General features: G+C 64.5%; 16 protein-coding genes. 9 read left to right on the top strand and 7 right to left on the bottom strand.

Annotated features, from left to right (window positions below):
* Positions 1 to 5 precede the first annotated feature (5 nt).
* From IVA81_RS18600 to xth, 3 genes are all read left to right on the top strand, one after another.
* On the top strand, positions 6 to 2,483 hold the full coding sequence (locus IVA81_RS18600; protein WP_247320656.1) for a DNA translocase FtsK: 2,478 nt from the start codon (positions 6 to 8) through the stop codon (positions 2,481 to 2,483).
* 152 nt (positions 2,484 to 2,635) lie between these two features.
* On the top strand, positions 2,636 to 3,394 hold the full coding sequence (locus tag IVA81_RS18595; protein ID WP_247320845.1) for an outer membrane lipoprotein carrier protein LolA: 759 nt from the start codon (positions 2,636 to 2,638) through the stop codon (positions 3,392 to 3,394).
* A 204-nt stretch (positions 3,395 to 3,598) separates the two neighbouring features.
* On the top strand, positions 3,599 to 4,414 hold the full coding sequence (xth, locus tag IVA81_RS18590; RefSeq protein ID WP_247320654.1) for an exodeoxyribonuclease III: 816 nt from the start codon (positions 3,599 to 3,601) through the stop codon (positions 4,412 to 4,414).
* A gap of 110 nt (positions 4,415 to 4,524) precedes the next feature.
* Here xth and IVA81_RS18585 read toward each other — a convergent pair whose 3' ends face one another.
* Both IVA81_RS18585 and IVA81_RS18580 read right to left on the bottom strand, forming a co-directional pair.
* Positions 4,525 to 4,968, bottom strand: a complete 444-nt coding sequence (locus IVA81_RS18585; protein ID WP_194405284.1) for a cyclic nucleotide-binding domain-containing protein — start codon at positions 4,966 to 4,968, stop codon at positions 4,525 to 4,527.
* A 58-nt stretch (positions 4,969 to 5,026) separates the two neighbouring features.
* Positions 5,027 to 5,713: a response regulator transcription factor gene (locus IVA81_RS18580; RefSeq protein ID WP_007598630.1), complete on the bottom strand. Its 687-nt coding sequence runs from the start codon at positions 5,711 to 5,713 to the stop codon at positions 5,027 to 5,029.
* Between the two features lie 201 nt (positions 5,714 to 5,914).
* On the opposite strand from IVA81_RS18580, the gene IVA81_RS18575 reads away from it, so the two are divergent.
* Both IVA81_RS18575 and IVA81_RS18570 read left to right on the top strand, forming a co-directional pair.
* Positions 5,915 to 6,484, top strand: a complete 570-nt coding sequence (locus IVA81_RS18575) for a L,D-transpeptidase family protein (protein ID WP_247320843.1) — start codon at positions 5,915 to 5,917, stop codon at positions 6,482 to 6,484.
* Positions 6,485 to 6,490: 6 nt separating this feature from the next.
* Entirely contained in the window at positions 6,491 to 7,276 is a 786-nt protein-coding gene (locus IVA81_RS18570) for a fumarylacetoacetate hydrolase family protein (RefSeq protein WP_247320652.1), read from the top strand.
* 14 nt (positions 7,277 to 7,290) lie between these two features.
* On the opposite strand, the gene IVA81_RS18565 is transcribed toward IVA81_RS18570, so the two are convergent.
* Entirely contained in the window at positions 7,291 to 7,980 is a 690-nt protein-coding gene (locus IVA81_RS18565) for a YggS family pyridoxal phosphate-dependent enzyme (RefSeq protein WP_247320650.1), read from the bottom strand.
* A 109-nt stretch (positions 7,981 to 8,089) separates the two neighbouring features.
* Between IVA81_RS18565 and IVA81_RS18560 the strand changes: the two genes are divergently transcribed.
* Positions 8,090 to 9,790 (top strand): diguanylate cyclase, encoded by a 1,701-nt coding sequence (locus tag IVA81_RS18560; protein ID WP_247320649.1) that lies wholly within the window; start codon positions 8,090 to 8,092, stop codon positions 9,788 to 9,790.
* 71 nt (positions 9,791 to 9,861) lie between these two features.
* Here the strand turns inward: IVA81_RS18560 and IVA81_RS18555 are convergent, their stop codons facing one another.
* Positions 9,862 to 10,908 (bottom strand): GGDEF domain-containing protein, encoded by a 1,047-nt coding sequence (locus IVA81_RS18555; protein WP_247320841.1) that lies wholly within the window; start codon positions 10,906 to 10,908, stop codon positions 9,862 to 9,864.
* A gap of 191 nt (positions 10,909 to 11,099) precedes the next feature.
* On the opposite strand from IVA81_RS18555, the gene leuS reads away from it, so the two are divergent.
* The 3 genes from leuS (at position 11,100) to holA (ending at position 15,419) form a co-directional block, all read left to right on the top strand.
* A complete protein-coding gene (leuS, locus tag IVA81_RS18550) occupies positions 11,100 to 13,724 on the top strand; it encodes a leucine--tRNA ligase (RefSeq protein ID WP_247320647.1) in 2,625 nt (874 codons plus the stop codon).
* Positions 13,711 to 14,262 (top strand): LPS assembly lipoprotein LptE, encoded by a 552-nt coding sequence (gene lptE / locus IVA81_RS18545; protein ID WP_247320645.1) that lies wholly within the window; start codon positions 13,711 to 13,713, stop codon positions 14,260 to 14,262. The genes leuS and lptE overlap by 14 nt, the downstream gene beginning before the upstream one ends.
* A gap of 128 nt (positions 14,263 to 14,390) precedes the next feature.
* Positions 14,391 to 15,419, top strand: a complete 1,029-nt coding sequence (gene holA, locus IVA81_RS18540; RefSeq protein ID WP_247320643.1) for a DNA polymerase III subunit delta — start codon at positions 14,391 to 14,393, stop codon at positions 15,417 to 15,419.
* 251 nt (positions 15,420 to 15,670) lie between these two features.
* On the opposite strand, the gene IVA81_RS18535 is transcribed toward holA, so the two are convergent.
* The 3 genes from IVA81_RS18535 to rsmG all read right to left on the bottom strand — a co-directional run bounded on the left by IVA81_RS18535 (position 15,671) and on the right by rsmG (position 18,246).
* Positions 15,671 to 16,558: a ParB/RepB/Spo0J family partition protein gene (locus IVA81_RS18535; RefSeq protein ID WP_247320642.1), complete on the bottom strand. Its 888-nt coding sequence runs from the start codon at positions 16,556 to 16,558 to the stop codon at positions 15,671 to 15,673.
* Between the two features lie 136 nt (positions 16,559 to 16,694).
* Positions 16,695 to 17,585, bottom strand: coding sequence for a ParA family protein (locus tag IVA81_RS18530; RefSeq protein ID WP_247320640.1), 891 nt, complete (start codon positions 17,583 to 17,585; stop codon positions 16,695 to 16,697).
* A 28-nt stretch (positions 17,586 to 17,613) separates the two neighbouring features.
* Positions 17,614 to 18,246, bottom strand: a complete 633-nt coding sequence (rsmG, locus tag IVA81_RS18525; protein ID WP_247320839.1) for a 16S rRNA (guanine(527)-N(7))-methyltransferase RsmG — start codon at positions 18,244 to 18,246, stop codon at positions 17,614 to 17,616.
* Between the last annotated feature and the right edge of the window lie 117 nt (positions 18,247 to 18,363).

Genomic DNA, 18,363 nt, shown 5'->3' with positions numbered 1-18,363 from the left:
GGCCCATGAGCATGTCGGCAATCGAACGTGTCATTCCACTGGTCGGCCATCTGCCGCCATCGATCCGTGAGGGCCTGGCGCGGCGCATGCGCGAGCTCACCGGCCTCGGCCTGATCGCACTGTCCGGCGTCGCCTCAGCCGCGCTGATGACCTGGTCGGTGCAGGACCCCAGCCTCAGCCATGCTACCTCGCGGCCGATCCGCAACATCCTCGGCTATGCCGGTGCGATCGGCGCCGATCTTGCGATGCAGATTCTCGGGCTCGGCGCGATCATGCTGGTCCTGACCGTCGCGGTCTGGGGCTGGCGCATGATGACGCATCGCCCGTTCGACCGCGAGGCGCTGCGTCTCGGCTCCTGGATTCTCTGCACGGTGATCGCGGCGGGCTTCGTCAGCTGCTGGCCGCATGGCGGCGCATGGCCGCTGCCGACCGGCCTCGGCGGCGTGGTCGGTGACGCCCTGGTGCGCGCGCCCGCGGTGATTTTCGGACCGGCCGGCACGATCTATCGCATCGTGCTGGGCACGATCCTGTTCGCCGCGCTGGCCGCGACCTTCCTGATCGCCTGCGGTCTTGGCGCCCGTGAGCATGACGACGAGCTCGCGGAGATCGAGGATGACGACAAGCCGCTCGACGAAGACGAGGGGAGCGATCGCGGTTCGGTGTCGCTGGGCTGGCTGTTCCATGCGCTGATGAGCACGAAGGCGCGGCTGATCTGGCTGTTCAGTGCCGCTTATCGCTCGCTGGTCTCGAGCGGACCGAAGACAAAAGCCGTTGCGTTCAGCCGCCAGGAGCCGAATCTCGGCGGCGGCCGCGCTGCGCCCTCGATCTCGCCGCAGCCCGAAGAGGAGGATGACGAGGACCAGCACGAAGAAGAGGAAGACGAGGAGGAGGAGGAAGAGGAGCCCGCTGCGCGCGCCCCGCGCAAGAAGGCTGCCCCGAAGACCCCTGCCAAGAAATCCTCCGACAAGTTCGACCTTCCCTCGGTCTCCATGCTGGCCGCGCCGAAGGCCGGCGACCGCCAGCCGCTCAGCAAGGCCGAGCTGGAAACCAATTCGCGCTCGCTCGAAGGCGTGCTGCAGGATTTCGGCGTGCGCGGCGAGATCGTGAAGGCCAACCCCGGTCCCGTCGTCACGCTGTACGAGCTGGAGCCGGCGCCCGGCATCAAGTCGTCGCGCGTGATCGGACTTGCCGACGACATCGCCCGCTCGATGAGCGCGCTGTCCGCGCGCGTCGCCGTCGTGCCCGGCCGCAACGCCATCGGCATCGAATTGCCGAACGCGCATCGCGAAAAGGTCTATCTGCGCGAACTGCTGATTGCGAAAGAGGCGACCGATACGGTTGCTAAACTGCCGCTTTGCCTCGGCAAGACCATCGGCGGCGATCCTGTGATCATCGACCTCGCGCGCACGCCGCACATGCTGATCGCCGGCACCACCGGCTCCGGCAAATCGGTCGCGATCAACACCATGATCCTCAGCCTGGTCTACCGGCTGCGTCCGGACCAGTGCCGCCTGATCATGGTCGATCCGAAGATGCTCGAGCTCTCCGTCTATGACGGCATTCCCCATCTGCTCACGCCCGTCGTGACCGACCCGAAGAAGGCGGTGGTCGCGCTGAAATGGGCCGTGCGCGAGATGGAAGAGCGCTACAAGAACATGGCCAAGCTCGGTGTGCGCAACATCGACGGCTACAACACGCGCCTGCTCGAATTGAAGGCCAAGGGCGAAGAGCCGACGCGCACGGTGCATACCGGCTTCGACAAGGAGACCGGCAAGGCGATCTACGAGGAAGAGAAGCTCTCGCTCGATCCGCTGCCCTATATCGTCATCATCGTCGACGAAATGGCCGACCTGATGATGGTCGCCGGCAAGGACATCGAAGGCGCGGTGCAGCGCCTCGCGCAGATGGCGCGCGCCGCCGGCTTGCACGTGATCCTGGCGACGCAGCGTCCGTCGGTCGACGTCATCACCGGCACCATCAAGGCGAACTTCCCGACCCGCATCGCCTTCCAGGTCACCTCGAAGATCGACAGCCGCACCATTTTGGGCGAGATGGGCGCCGAGCAGCTGCTCGGCCAGGGCGACATGCTCTACATGGCCGGCGGCGGCCGCATCAGCCGCGTGCACGGACCTTTTGCGTCCGACGAGGAAGTCGAGAAGGTGGTGCGTCACCTCAAGACGCAGGGACAACCGGAATATCTCGAAGCGGTTACCGCCGAGGAGCCGACCGAGGACGAGGACGGCGCGGTGTTCGACGCGACCGGCATGGGCGGGGATGGCGGCGGCGATCTGTTCCAGCAAGCCGTTGCGATCGTCAAACGCGACCGCAAGGCATCGACCAGCTATATCCAGCGCCGTCTGCAGATCGGCTACAACCGCGCCGCATCGCTGATGGAGCGCATGGAACTGGAAGGCATCGTCGGGCCCGCCAACCACGCCGGCAAGCGCGAGATTCTGGTCGAGGAAGAAGACAGCCATATGTGAGGCAAGGAGCCTCAACACATCATTTCACGCGAAATCGTTATCTGCTTTTGCCCGAAATCACGCTAAAAGACGCCCAGCCACATTAGGACGACGCGTTGATCAGACATCCGGACATTCGATTCGCTGCCACCATCGCCGCGCGAAGCGCGCGCGTGGCCGGCGTGCTGCTCGTCACTGCCGCGATGGTGACTGCGACGTCGCTTGCGCAGACCGTGCCGGTGCCGAAGCCCGCGCCGAAGGGCCGCGATGGTGCTCAATCCGGAGGCGGTGGGCCCGCTGTCACCGGCGCGACGCAAGCGCCGCCGAATCCGGTGATCCCGGATCCGCGCCGCAACGTGCCGAGCAGCATCTTCCAGACCTTCGATGCCAACCAGAAGGCGCAGGCCGCCAAGGTCAGCGCCTATCTGTCCTCGCTGTCGACGCTGGTCGGAAATTTCGTCCAGGTCGGCCCCGACGGCAGCAAGACCCAAGGCGATTTCTACATTCAGAAGCCGGGCAAGGTGCGCTTCGAATATGACGCGCCGAGCCCGATCGACATCGTCGCGGACGGATCGTCACTGGTGGTGCGCGACCGCAAGCTCGCGACCCAGGACGTCTATCCGCTGTCGCAGACGCCGCTGCGCTTCCTGCTGTCCGACCGCATCGACCTGATGAAGGACACCAACGTCGTCAACGTCTCCGCCGACGACGTCTTCGTCAGCGTCACCATCGAGGAGAAGCAGGCGCTCGTCGGCACCAGCCGCCTCCTGTTGATGTTCGGCGCCAAGGACGGCCAGCTGAAGCAGTGGACCGTCACCGACCCGCAGGGCTACGACACCACGATCGCTGTCTACAATCTGGATTCGAGCAAGAAGCTCGATCCCGGCATGTTCAAGATCGATTTTACCAATTACGGCCCCGCGCCGGGTTGAGCGCTCCGCTGCCGTAGGGTGGGCAAAGGCGCAGAGCGCCGTGCCCACCATCTTTCCTCCTCGCGATCGGCACGTGGGCACGCTTCGCTTTGCCCACCCTACGAGAGCACGACCAGACCCTCACATCTCGCACCCGAAAAGACGGTGGGCACGGCGCTTTGCGCCTTTGCCCACCCTACGAGAGCTTGCTAAGACGCATCCCTCATGCGTCTTTCCCTGACAACCTGGAACATCAATTCGGTGCGGCTGCGCATCGATCTGGTCGCGAAATTCCTCAAGAGTGCGCGGCCGGACGTGCTGTGCCTGCAGGAGACCAAGTGCATCGACGATGCCTTTCCGCTGAAGCGCTTCAAGCGGCTCGGCTACGAGCACGTCGCGCTGAACGGGCAGAAGGGTTATCACGGCGTCGCCATCGTCTCGAAGATTCCATTCGAGTCGAAAGACATCCGCACCTTCTGCGACAAGGTGGATTCGCGGCACATCTCGGTGTCGTTCGGCGAGAAGGCAGCCATCGCAAAGCCGCTGGTGGTGCATAATTTCTACGTCCCCGCCGGCGGCGACATTCCCGATCCCGCGCTGAACGAGAAGTTCGACCACAAGCTGCGCTTCCTCGACGAGATGAAGGCATGCGAGCCGCTGCATCCGCGCGGGGAGGATCGCCACATCCTGGTCGGTGATCTCAATGTCGCCCCGCACGAGAACGACGTGTGGTCGCACAAGCAGCTTCTGAAAGTGGTTTCGCATACGCCTGTCGAAACCGAAAAGCTGCAGGCCGCGCTCGCAGCCGGCGAATGGGTCGACGTCGCACGTGACCGCATTCCGATGTCGGAGAAGGTTTACACGTGGTGGAGTTACCGCTCCCCCGACTGGACCGTCGGCGATCGCGGCCGCAGGCTCGACCACATCTGGGTCTCGCGCGCGCTGAAGGACGCGGTCAGTGATTTCAACGTTCTTCGCGACGCGCGGAGCTGGGAACGGCCGTCGGACCATGTGCCGGTGACGGTGACGCTGGAGGTTTGACGCCGCCAGTCCCGTAGCCGGATGAAGCGCAGCGAAATCCGGGGCAGTCTTTCCGAAGCGTAGATCCCGGATTGCGCTCCGCTCCATCCGGGCTACGAAGCGTTACCATCTCACGACGTCAGCTTCGCACCCGCCATCAGGATGTCGCTGGCGATCTGGCTGGAGCGCACCGCGAATTCGTCGCGCAGGCGAACCGCAGCGGCGGGGTCGCTTTCCAGCACGCGCTGGAACAGGCTGCGGGCGACGCGGATGACGGAGGAGTGCTCCAGCGCGATCGCGCTCGACGGTCGCTTCATCGGCACTACCAGCGCGAGCTCGCCGATCAACGCGCCGGGACCGGCGATCATTTCGGCGCCGGCGCCGTCGTCGACCCGGAAGGCGCCGCGTTGGACCACGAAGCCGGCATCGGCATCGTCGCCGAGATTGAACAGGGTGTCGCCGCGGACGAAGTCACGCTGCTCGGAGCCGATCGCCAGCATGCGCAACGAGGCATCTCCCAACAGGCGCAGTGTCGGGACACGCTCGAGAAGCGCTACGTCGTCGTCGATTGACATTCAGATCCGAGGCTCAAGGGCATGCGATCTAAAACGATTCGCACGCCCTTCAAGCGTATCACGGCACCAGCTTGTAGCCACCGGCTTCCGTGACCAGGATTTCCGGGTTGGCGGCGTCCTTCTCGATCTTCTGGCGCAGGCGGTAAATGTGGGTTTCCAGCGTATGGGTGGTGACGCCGGAATTATAACCCCAGACCTCCTGGAGCAGGGTCTCGCGCGAGACCGGCATCTGGCCGGCGCGGTAGAGGAAGCGGAGGATGGCGGTTTCCTTCTCCGTCAGCCGCACCTTGCGCGCATTGGCGGCGGTGAGCATCTTGGAGCCGGGCCGGAAGGAGTAGGGGCCGACCGAGAACACCGCGTCCTCGCTGGCCTCGTGCTGGCGGAGTTGGGCGCGGATGCGGGCCAGCAGGACGGCGAAGCGGAAGGGCTTTGCCACATAGTCGTTGGCGCCGGATTCCAGCCCCAAAATCGTGTCGGAATCAGTGTCGTGCCCGGTCAGCATGATGATCGGGGCCTTGAAGCCGCCCTTGCGCAACGAGCGGACCACTTCGCGGCCGTCGGTGTCGGGCAGGCCGACATCCATCAAGACGAGATCGGGGGCATTGGCCTTGGCGGCGCTCGCGCCTTTGGCGCCGGTATCGACGGCGGAGGCTTCGAACTCTTCGTGTAGCGATAATTGCTCCACCAACGTGTCGCGCAGATCGGTATCGTCATCCACGATCAGGATCTTGCGGGCATTGGCCATAGGGGGTCATCCTTTTGGGGTCCGACTCGGCGCGCATGCATGCTGCACCAGCCGTGAGGGAAGTTTAGGGGTCGCCGTTATTATTGTTGTTCGTGTTGAAGTAGTGGGCTGTTACCGATTCACAAGCCAGAACCACTCTAACCCAGAATAGCAGGGCGCTTTGATGAATGTCCTGTAATGAATTCGACATCGCATTTACACATGAAAAACAAAGCAGCTTCAGTTGGTTACACCATGAATCGAAGCGCCGGACCGCTCTCCGTGATCCGCGTTAAGCCTGCAGCCGGGAATCCGCGCAGAGGCTGGCTGACGGCGGGATCGCTGACCATACCGGTCGCGCTGGGGCGTGGCGGCATCCTGGCCAACAAGCGCGAGGGCGACGGCGGCACCCCCAGGGGCAGCTTCCGTCCCAGGCGGTTGTGGTGGCGGGGCGACCGGCACAGCCGGCCGCAGAGTTTCTTGCCGGCCCGGATCATCGCTGGCGCGGACGCCTGGTGCGAGGATCCCAGCGACCGCCATTACAATCAGGGAATCCGGCTCGGCGAGGGGCAGGGCGGTGACCGGCTCAAGCGCACCGACCATCTCTATGACTTCATCATCGAAATCGACCACAATACCAGGCCGCGGATCGCCGGCCGTGGCAGCGCGGTATTTTTGCACCTGGCCCGCGACAATTTCGGTCCGACCGCGGGCTGCGTCTCCATGACGAAATCGGCGATGCTGCAATTGCTGCGGCGATTGGGACCAAGAACAAAAATCATCATCGGGTGAGGCCATATGCTCGACAAGGATAAGGCCGCCAACGCATCACGCATTCTCTTTCAGCATTGGCGCGACGGCACCAAGCTTGATGCACTGGAGGCGCGCTTGCGGCCACAGAGCCGCACGGAGGGCTATGCCGTTCAGGCCGGACTCGAAACGCTGTCGCGTGGAAAATTGTTCGGCTGGAAGATCGCGGCCACCAGCGTATCAGGACAGACGCACATCAACGTCACCGGGCCGCTGGCCGGCCGCATCATGAGCGACACCGTGATCGCCGATGGCGGCACTGCGTCGATGAAGGGCAACGAGATGCGCGTCGGCGAGCCGGAATTCGCCTTCCGGATGGGACGCGATCTGCCGCCGCGCGCGGCGCCGTACACGGTCGACGAGGTTCTGGCCGCCGTCGAGAGCTTCCATCCCGCGATCGAGATTCCCGATTCGCGCTTTGGCGATTTCGCCAGCGCCGGCGAGGCGCAGCTCATCGCCGACAATGCCTGCGCGCATCTGTTCGTGTTGGGGACGGCGACGACGGCGAACTGGCGGGCGATGGATCTCGTCGAGGAGCGACCAGCGATCACGCTGCGCGGCCAACGCTATATCGGCCACGGCAAGAACGTGCTCGGCGATCCCCGTGCCGCGCTCGCCTGGCTTGCCAACGAGCTGCGCGGGCTCGGCATCACCTTGCGGGCAGGGGAGGTCGTGACGACAGGCACGTGCCATCCGCCGCTGCCGATTCAGGCCGGCGATCATTTTGCGGTGGATTTTGGTGTGCTGGGGAAGGTGTCGGTGGGGTTCGTGTAAACGGCCTCATGCAATTACCTGTGCCCGAAGATCGCGCTCCCGACACGCACATGGGTGGCACCTAACATGATCGCGTTGGCGAAATCCGCGCTCATGCCCATCGAGAGATTCGTCAATCCATTGCGCGCGGCGATCTTGGCGGTCAGCGCGAAATGCGCCGTAGGCGGCTCATCGACCGGCGGGATGCACATCAACCCGGAGATCGTCAGCCCATAGGTGTCGCGGCAGCTGGCGAGGAAGGCGTCGGCCTCGCCGGGCGCGACGCCGGCCTTCTGCGGCTCCTCGCCGGTGTTGATCTGGACGAAGAGCTGCGGGTGCTTGTTCTGGGATTCGATTTCCTTGGCTAACGCTTGGCAAATGCTCGGACGGTCGACCGAATGGATGGCATCGAACAGCGCGACCGCCTCTTTCGCCTTGTTGGATTGCAGCGGGCCGATCAGATGCAGCGCGATGTCGGAGTAAACAGACGTTAACGCGGGCCACTTGCTTTTGGCCTCCTGCACCCGATTCTCGCCGAATACGCGCTGTCCGGCGGCGATGATCGGGGTAATGGCATCCGCGGCGAAAGTCTTGGACACCGCGATCAGCGTCACGGAGGCGCGATCGCGTCGCGCATCCTTGCAGGCACGGGCGATTTCGGCTTCGACCGTGGCGAGCGCGTTTGGTGAATGGCCGGTTACCGGCGCGGCATTGGCTTCTGTCATGGCGTCGTTTGGTTGTGCCCGTAACCGGAGGTAAGTCCAATTTTACCGAGTTCAAGCAACAGTTTTTGAACCCTTCGCTTTACCTTGGCCCACGGGGTGGGTAGCGAAGATGGCAAGCATCAGTCTCAACCGCAAACGAGCGAAACTCAAGCAGGTTCTCGGAATCCGGGCGCGGCTCGCGTTGCTTGCGGTGATTCTGGTGGCGCCCTTGATGCTCGAGCGCATCCGTTCGCTCGAAGACACCCGCGCCCGGCAGATCGCGCAGGCCACGGTTGAATTCACCACCGTCGCAAGGCACAGCGCCGATGCGCAGCGCGAGGTGATCTCGTCGGTCGAGACCATCCTGAAATCGGAAGCCTTCATCCGCGCCTCCGCCGGCGGCGTCAGCAAGAGCTGTGACGTGCTGCGCGCGAGTCTGCCGTCGAACCTGCCCTGGATCCGCACGCTTTTGATCGCCGGTCAGGACGGACGCATTCAATGCGCCACCAACAACATGTATGTTGGCCTCGACCTCAGTGACCGGCCGTACTTCCAGCAGGCACAGGAAACCGGCCGCTTCGTGCTGAGTGATTTCATCCTGTCGCGGCCGGTGCCGACGCCGACCGTGATGGCGGTCTATCCGGTGTCCGCTTTCAGTGGCGTATCCGATGCTGTCGTGCTCGCCACGGTCAATCTCGACTGGATGTCGAAGGTGATGAGCAATCTCGGTGGCCGCTCCGGCATCACCGCCGTGCTGGTCGACAGCGCGGGCACCGTGCTGGCCGCCCCCGCCGATCAGCACAGCGCGGTCGGCCGGCCCCTCGACAATTTGCCGCTGATGTCCGCGATCGCCGATCGCGCGCTGCGGTCCGACCAGGATGAAGGCTCACTCTCTTTCCTCGCCGCCGACGGCTCCCGCCGCGCGGTCAGCTACATCCGCATCGCGGGCACCAATGCCCGCCTGATCGCCAGCATCGACGAAGACAAGGTGTCCGAGGCGGTGAGCCGCGACATTCGCACCGCCTATCTCCAGCTCGCTTTCGTCGTCGTCTTCGTCCTGCTCGGCGCGCTGATCGCCGCCGAAAAACTCGTCATCAAGCCGATCGAGATGCTCGTCGACATGGCCAAACGTCTCGGCGAGGGCGATCTTTCGGCCCGCGCGGCGCGCAATCGCCTGCCGGCCGAGTTCGTGCCGCTGGCCCGCGCGTTCAACGCGATGGCCGCGCAGCTGAGCCAGCGCGAGCGCGAGCTGATCGCGAGCAACGACAGGCTGACGGTGATGGCCTCGATCGACATGCTCTCGGGGCTCGCCAACCGGCGCGGCTTCCAGAGCCGGCTCGACTTCGAATGGATGCGCGCGCAGCAATATGGCAGCGATCTCGCGCTGCTGATGATCGACGTCGATCATTTCAAGCTGTTCAACGACACCTATGGCCATCTCGAAGGCGATTCCTGCCTGACCAGGCTCGGCGAATCCCTGTCCGGCATTGCCGCAGACAACATGGGCTTCGCGGCGCGCTACGGTGGCGAGGAATTCTGCCTGTTGCTGCCCAACACCGACGTGACGCGCGCCGTTGAAATCGGCGAGCAGGTGCGCGCGGCCGTGCTGAAGCTCTGCCTGCCGCACATCACGTCAGCCCATATGATCGTCACGGTCTCGATCGGCGTTGCCGCGACGAAGCCCAACGAGAGCTTGCGTCCGGGCGACTTGATTGAAGCCGCCGACGCCGCGCTCTACGCCGCAAAACACCGCGGCCGTAACAACGTCGTCGAGCACGGCGTGCAGGTGATCGACACCGGCACAGCCGAGATGATGCTGGCAGCGGGCTGAGCTCGGCCGAGTGGCGTTACCTTCGCCTCGCCCCGCTTGCGGTGAGAGAGGCAGCGCTCCGAGATTCACGGCTAACCTGCAGCTCCCGCGCGATCGAGCTCGATCTCCGTCACCACGCGGTTTCGGCCGCCACCCTTGGCGAGATAGAGTGCGCGGTCGCAGCGCTCGATCAGATCGGTGATCGCTTCGCCCACCCGGTACTGCGCCACGCCAATCGACACGCTGATATTGGGCAGTATCTCACCGGTCGAGCGGCGGGTGATCCTTGCGTCGGCGATTGCGCGCCTGATTCGCTCGGCGGTCTCGGCGGAAGCGGCAAGGTCGGCATCCGGCAGCACCGCGATCAGCTCCTCGCCGCCGTATCGGGCCGGCAGATCCTGCTCGCGAACCTTTTCGCGCAGCACCTTCGCCATTAGACGCAGCACCTGGTCGCCGACGCCGTGGCCAAAATTGTCGTTGAAGACCTTGAAGTGATCGATGTCGAGCATCAGCACGCTGAGCGGCTCGCCCAATGCCGCGGTCACCTGCGCCTTGCGCAGGAATTCGTCGAGCGCCCGCCGGTTTGCGAGGCCCGTCAGCGTGTCGGTCCGGGCCCGTTCCTCGGACCTCGATAGCGAATCGCGGATGACGTCGAGTTCGCGGGTCTTTTCCGCAAAGCCCGCTTCCAGCCGCATGGCCCTTGTGGCGGCTCGCGCCAGCTCGTTCATGAGCTGGGCGACCAGCGCCTTCGGATCGACACCGGCCTTGTCTTGGTCCGCGACCTGGCTGATGGCCTGCATCTGTGAATGGTTGTCAGCGATCGCGGTCGCCAGAAATTCCCTCGCCGTCCCCATGAGAGCCTGCAGCCGCTCGGACGTGTCGATCACGGCGGCACTCACCTGGGGCGCGACGTAGGTCTCGAACAGGTCCTGATTGGTTCGGGCGTCGAAGGCACGATTGTGGTCGATCAACAGATCGATCGCGTTGCGCAGATCGTCATGGCTGCCGGCGAAATACTGGAACCAGACAGCAAAATTAGCCGGGGTCGGCGCAATCCGCTGTTCAGCCATGCTGCGCATCGCCCGTCCGGCGATGGAGACGGCATAGTCGTAATCGGGATCGTCGAAGCTCGAATCCATCGCGGTCATGCGGTCCTGTCAGGCCGCAAATTGGCATCGAGCCCTTAATCGCCTCCCAACACGGGTCCTGGTAGTTCTGCGGAGGCGCGGGCAAAGTTCCAGATCGCGGCAACCCATTGACCCCTTGAGGACTTCTATGGCCTAGTCCGCCGTCTTGAGCCGGCCGAACCCACGAAAACCCCAACGATTCCATGACCTCCGAACGCTATAACGCCCGCGACGCCGAACCGCGCTGGCAACGCCTCTGGGACGAACAGGCGATCTTCGTCTCTCGAAACGACGATTCGCGGCCGAAATATTATGTGCTCGAGATGTTCCCCTACCCGTCCGGGCGCATCCATATCGGCCATGTCCGGAATTATACGCTCGGCGACGTGCTGGCCCGCTTCATGCGCGCCAAAGGGTTCAACGTGCTGCACCCGATGGGCTGGGACGCCTTCGGCCTGCCGGCCGAGAATGCCGCGATCGAGCGCAAGGTCGCACCGAAAGCCTGGACCTACGACAACATCGCCGCGATGAAGAAACAGCTCCGCTCGATCGGGCTGTCGCTGGACTGGTCGCGCGAATTCGCGACCTGCGACCCCAGCTACTACAAGCATCAGCAGAAGATGTTCCTGGACATGCTCGCCGCCGGCCTTGCCGAGCGCGAGAAGCGCAAGCTCAACTGGGATCCGGTCGACATGACCGTGCTCGCCAACGAGCAGGTGATCGATGGCCGCGGCTGGCGCTCCGGTGCGATCGTTGAGCAGCGCGAGATGAGCCAGTGGGTCTTCAAGATCACGAAGTACTCGCAGGAGCTGCTGTCCGCGCTTGATGGGCTCGATCGCTGGCCCGACAAGGTGCGGCTGATGCAGCGCAACTGGATCGGCCGCTCGGAAGGCCTGCTGGTCCGCTTCGCGCTCGATCAGGCAACGACGCCGGCCGGCGAGAGCGAGCTGAAGATCTTCACGACGCGCCCGGACACGCTGTTCGGCGCGAAGTTCATGGCCATCTCGGCGGATCATCCACTGGCGCAGGCCGCCGCCGCAAAGAACCCGAAACTCGCGGAATTCATCGCGGACATCAAGAAGATCGGCACCGCGCAGTCGATCATCGACACCGCGGAGAAGCAGGGTTTCGACACCGGCATCCGCGCGGTGCACCCGTTCGACCCGAATTGGAAGCTGCCGGTCTATGTCGCGAATTTCGTGCTGATGGAGTACGGCACCGGCGCGATCTTCGGCTGTCCGGCGCACGACCAGCGCGACCTCGACTTCGTCAACAAGTACAATCTCGGCAACACGCCCGTGGTCTGCCCGGAAGGACAGGACCCGAAGACCTTCGTCATCACCGACACAGCCTATGACGGTGACGGCCGCATGATCAATTCGCGCTTCCTCGACGGCATGACCATCGAGCAGGCCAAGGATGAAGTTGCAAAACGCCTGGAAAACGAGATGCGCGGCAACGCGCCGGTCGGCGAGCGGCAGGTGAACTTCCGCCTGCGCGACTGGGGCATTTCGCGCCAGCGCTATTGGGGCTGCCCGATTCCGGTCATCCATTGCCCGAAGTGCGACGTGGTCCCGGTGCCGGACGCCGACCTGCCGGTGGTGCTGCCGGAGGATGTGAGCTTCGACAAGCCGGGCAACGCGCTGGATCATCATCCGACGTGGAAGCACGTCACCTGCCCGAAATGCGGGGCTAAGGCCCAGCGCGAAACCGACACCATGGACACCTTCGTGGATTCGTCCTGGTATTTTGCGCGCTTCACCGATCCCTGGAACGAGAACGCGCCGACGACGCCCGCTGTGGCCAACCGGATGCTGCCGGTCGACCAGTATATCGGCGGCGTCGAGCACGCGATCCTGCATCTGCTGTACAGCCGCTTCTTCACCCGCGCGATGAAGGCGACCGGGCACATCGCGCTGGACGAGCCGTTCGCCGGCATGTTCACGCAGGGCATGGTGGTGCACGAGACCTACCAGAAGGGCGACGGCACCTATGTGCAGCCGGCCGAGGTCAAGGTCGAGCTCGGCGGCAACGGACGCCGCGCCACGCTGCTCACATCAGGCGAAGACATCCAGATCGGCCCGATCGAGAAGATGTCGAAGTCGAAGAAGAACACGGTCGACCCCGACGACATCATCGAGACCTACGGCGCCGACGTCGCCCGCTGGTTCATGCTGTCGGATTCCCCGCCCGACCGCGACGTGATCTGGAGCGATGAGCGCGTCCAGGGCGCCTCGCGCTTCGTGCAGCGGCTGTGGCGGCTGGTGAACGATTCCGTCGAGTTCGGCAAGGGCGCACCGGCGGCCCGACCGGCCAGCTTCGGCCCCGACGCCACCGCCTTGCGCAAGGCCGCCCATGGTGCGCTGGACAAGGTCACCACCGGGATCGAGCGGCTGCACTTCAACGTCTGCCTCGCCCATATCCGCGAGTTCGCCAATACCTTCTCGGAAATCTTGCAGCGCCCCGGCCAGCCTGCAGCCGATCTCGCCTGGGCGATCCAGGAAGCCGGCCAGATCCTGGTCCAGCTGTTCTCCCCGATGATGCCGCACCTCGCCGAGGAGTGCTGGCAGGTTCTGGGCCAGAGCGGGCTGGTTTCCGAGGCCAATTGGCCCCAAATCGAACGCGATTTGCTGGTTGAAGACAGCGTGACCCTGGTGGTCCAGGTCAACGGCAAGAAGCGGGGTGAGGTCACAGTTGCAACAGCGGCCCAGAATCCGGAAATCGAGGCTGCCGTTTTGGCCCTCGATGCGGTAAAGCTGGCCCTGGACGGCAAGCCCGTCCGCAAGGTGATCATCGTCCCCAAGAGGATCGTAAATGTTGTCGGCTAGGATCCGCATCGCAGCCCGCTTGCTGGCGGTCGCCGCCTTGGCCGCGCTGACGGCCGGCTGCTTCCAGCCGATGTATGCCGAGCGGAGCGACGGCACCCCCGGCCTGCGCGAGAAGCTGATGGGCATCGAGCTGCCCCCGATCAGCAAGCCCAATGCCTCCCGCGAGGCCCGCGTCGGCGTCGAAATCCGCAACGCGCTGGCTTTCAAGCTCTACGGCAGCGCGACGGGCATGCCGCCGACCCACAAGCTGGACATCCGCTTCACCACCAGCCGTTCCTCGCTGATCGTCAGCTCCACGACGGGACTGCCGACCAGCGAAAATCTCGGTGTCGACGCCCAGTACAATCTGATCGAGGTCGCGACCGGCAGGTCTGTCATGACCGGCGCGACCTTCTCACGTGTGTCCTACGACATGCCGGGGTCCTATCAACGCTTCTCGCGCACCCGCGCCGTGCGCGATGCCGAGGATCGCGCCGCCGCCGAGATCGCCGAGAACATCACGACCCGGCTCGCCTCGTTCTTCACCGCCGGCACTTGATTCATTCCCGTCATTCCGGGGCGTGCGAAGCGCGAATTACGGTGCGCAATTGCGCACCTGAGAATCTCGATCCCCAACCCCTGGATTCCGGGTCGCTCTACGCGCGCTCCGGAATGACGATCTAGGTCATGGTCGCACTGCGCGGAAAAGAGATCGACGCCTTCCTTGCCCGTCCCGATGCGGGCCGTCCGATCATCCTGCTCTACGGCCCCGACGCCGGCCTCGTGCGCGAGCGCGCGGATGCGCTGATCGCCTCTGCCGTCGACGATCCCAACGATCCCTTCTCACTGGTCAAGCTTGATGGCGACGAGCTCTCCGCCGAGCCGTCCCGCCTCGTCGACGAAGCCATGACCGTGCCGCTGTTCGGCGGCCGCCGCGCGATCCGCATCCGGGCCGGCTCGCGCAGCTTTGCCAGCGGCGTCGACACGCTCGCAGAGATGAGCGTGAAGGATTGCCGCATCGTGATCGAGGCCGGCGAGCTGCGCCCGGAATCGCCGCTGCGCAAAGCCTGCGAGAAGGCCAAGGCCGCCGTCGCGATCGGCTGCTATCCCGACACCGAGCGCGATCTCGCCAAGCTGATGGAAGACGAGCTCCGGATCGCCAATTTACGCATCGCGCAGGAGGCCCGCGCGGCGCTGATGTCGTTCCTCGGCGGCGATCGCCAGGCCTCGCGCAACGAGCTGCGCAAGCTCACGCTCTACGCGCATGGCAAAGGCGAGATTACGCTGGACGACGTGATGTCCGTGGTCGCCGATGCCTCCGAGCTGAAGCTCGATCCAATCGTCGACGGGGCCTTCGCCGGCCGGCCCGACATCGTCGAGACCGAATTCGCCAAGGCCATGATCGCCGGCACCTATCCCGGCGTGATCATCTCGGCGGCGCAGCGCCAGGCCGCGTGGCTGCACAAATCGGCGCTCGCGATCGCCGACGGCACGCCGGCCTCCACGGTGCTCGACAGCGGCTATCCGCGCCTGCACTTCTCACGAAAGCCCGCCGTCGAAACCGCGCTGCGCAATTTCAGCGTGGCGCGGCTCGCCGCCATCATCGAGCAGCTGGCGACCGCGGCGCTCGACACCCGCAAGCAATCCACCCTCGCCGCCGCCATCGCCCAACGCACGCTGATGGCGATCGCCGCGAATGCGAAGCGGCGGGGATAGGCCCAACTCTCTCGTGCCCCGGACGCAGCGCAGCGCTTCTTAGCGGTGCGCTGCAGAGCCGGGGCCCATGCCTCTGCGATTTCGTTCTTGGCCTTCTGGGTCCCGGCTCAGCGCAGCAACGCTGCGCGTCGCAGCGCGTCCGGGACACGAGAATGGAGAACGCTGCGCTCGCAATGACGATGTGGAAGCAGATGCGCTCCACACACCCGCTGTCATCCCCGCGTTCGCCGGGACGACACCGAAAGTGTGGCCTACAGCGCGCCCTTGGCCAGCCGCTTCATCACCTCGTCGAGCTGATCGAGGTTGCGATAGTTGATCTGGACCGAGCCGCCGGGATCGCGGTGATTGACGGTGACCTTGAGGCCGAGCGCGTCGCTGACGCGCTTTTCGAGATCGATCGTGTCGGGGTCCTTTTCCTTGCCCCCTGTGCTGCGCGCCTTTTGCGGCTTGCGTTCCGGCACGCCCTCTTCATGCGCGAGCGCTTCAGTCTGGCGGACGTTGAGGCCCTCCTCGACAATGCGCTTGGCGGCTGCGAGCGGATCGGGCACGCCGATCAGTGCCCGGGCGTGGCCGGCCGTCAGCTCGCCCGTCGCGATGAAGGCCTGCACTTCGGCCGGCAGTTTCGTCAGCCGCATCATGTTGGCGACGTGGCTGCGGCTCTTGCCAACGACCTTGGCAATGTCGTCCTGGCTGCGTTTGAATTCGTTGGCGAGCGCGTGATAGCCTTGCGCCTCTTCCATCGGGTTGAGATCTTCGCGTTGCACGTTCTCGACAATCGCGAACTCCAGCGCGTCGCTGTCGCTGATGTCGACCGGGACGATCGGCACTTCGTGCAGGCCGGCCATTTGCGAGGCGCGCCAGCGCCGCTCGCCGGCGATGATCTCGAAGCGGTCCTGTGCGCCCTTGACCGGACGCACCACGATCGGCTGGATCACGCCGTGCTGCTTGATGGACTCGCTGAGCTCTTTCAGCTCGGCCTCCGAAAAGGTCCGGCGCGGGTTGCGCGGATTGGCCTTGATGAACTCGATCGGCACTTTGCGCTGCGCGCGCGGGCGATCGACATGCTGGGCTTCGCCGCCGACATCGCCGATCAGACTTGCAAGACCCCGGCCCAGTCGCGAACGCGCTTCATCGGCCATCGCCAGCTCCCTTGGATTCACGGTGCAGCACTCCAGAACTGAATTCTCGTAGGGTGGGCAAAGCGAAGCGTGCCCACCAGTTGTGTGCGGAAGACGGTGGGCACGTCGAAGACGCCTCTGCCCACCCTACACATCCTCAATGCGTCGTCCGCAGCTCGCGCTCGCGCTGGATCACTTCGGTGGCGAGCCGCAAATACGCTTCGCTGCCGACGCATTTGAGATCGTAGACCAGCACCGGCTTGCCGTAGGACGGCGCTTCCGAGATGCGCACGTTGCGCGGGATCATGGTCTTGTAGACCTTCTCGCCCATGAACTGACGGACGTCGGCGACGACCTGGTTCGACAGGTTGTTGCGCGAGTCGAACATGGTCAGCACGATGCCGTGGATCGACAGGTTCGGATTGAGCGTCGAGCGCACCTGCTCCACCGTCTGCAGCAATTGCGACAGACCTTCGAGCGCGAAGAACTCGCACTGCAGCGGCACCAGGATCGCATCGGACGCCGCCATCGCGTTCACCGTGAGCAGGTTCAGCGAGGGCGGGCAGTCGATCAGAACATAGGTGTAGTCGGCGTCCGGCGAGACATTGTTGTTGAGCGCGCCGATGGCGTCGCGCAGCTTGAAGGCGCGGCCCGGCGTGGTGCCGAGCTCGAGCTCGAGGCCGGAGAGGTCCATGGTCGAGGGCGCGATGTGCAGCCGCGGCACCGCGGTTGAGACCACGGCCTCACGCAGCGGGGCTTCACCGATCAGCACGTCATAGGTCGAGCAGGAGCGGTTGCGGCGATCGATGCCGAGGCCGGTCGAGGCGTTGCCCTGCGGATCGAGATCGACGATCAGGACGCGTTCGCCAATCGCCGCGAGCGCCGTTCCCAAGTTGATCGCTGTGGTTGTTTTTCCCACACCGCCTTTCTGATTCGCCAGCGCCAGGATGCGCGGGTGGCCGTGCGGGACCTCGCTGGCCGATTCTTGGGCAGGTTCTTGGGCAGGCTCTTGGGTCTGCTCTTGCTGCGGCTCGTCAATCACGGTCATCGAATTTCCCCACTCAACCCCTGGCGCCTCAGCTGCGCCGTTCGGCGGCATCGAGCTCCACGATCCAGCCGTCGCCCGTGCGGCTCTGGTGGAGCTGAGGCACGATATTCCAATATTTAGCGGCTTCGGTCAATTCAGCCTCTACATCTTGACCCTTGAGAAAGAGCGCTTTTGCGCCCTGGCGCATCAGCGGCTCCGCAAAGCCGATGAGTTGATGTAGCGGAGCCAACGCACGCGCGGTGACGCAATCGACGGGGCCGGTGATTCTATCCACATTATCCCCGATCTCAGCGAGATGTACGACTCCTGGAGATGTGGTGACGCGAATCGCCTCGCGCAGGAACGCCGCTTTTTTGGCGATCCGCTCGACGAGATGGACGCTCGCATCCGGCGTCCCGGCCATGGCGCAGGCCAGCACGACACCGGGAAAGCCGCCCCCGCTGCCGAGGTCGGCCCAACGTTTGGCAGCGGGCGCGAGATCGACGAGCTGGAGCGAGTCGGCGATGTGCCGGGTCCAGAGCTGCGGCAGCGTCGAGGGCGCGACCAGATTGGTCTTGGCCTGCCACTCCCGGAGCAGTGCAATGTAGCGGTCAAGCCGGGCTTCCGTTTCATGTGAAACGGGCGCGAGCTTCAGGGCTTCGCGCTTGTCCGTGGCGATGATGGAATCAAACGCCTGATCGTTGGCACTGGCCTTGTCGATCCTCGGTTTGGCTGGCGCCGGTTCAGATTGACCTGCGCCCTCACCTGTTCCGGGTCGCCGCGATAGCGGCCTGTCGCC

Source organism: Bradyrhizobium sp. 141 (assembly GCF_023074055.1).
Lineage (GTDB): Bacteria > Pseudomonadota > Alphaproteobacteria > Rhizobiales > Xanthobacteraceae > Bradyrhizobium.
Note: the sequence above shows the minus strand (reverse complement) of the source record. Positions and strands in the feature narration are given on the sequence as shown.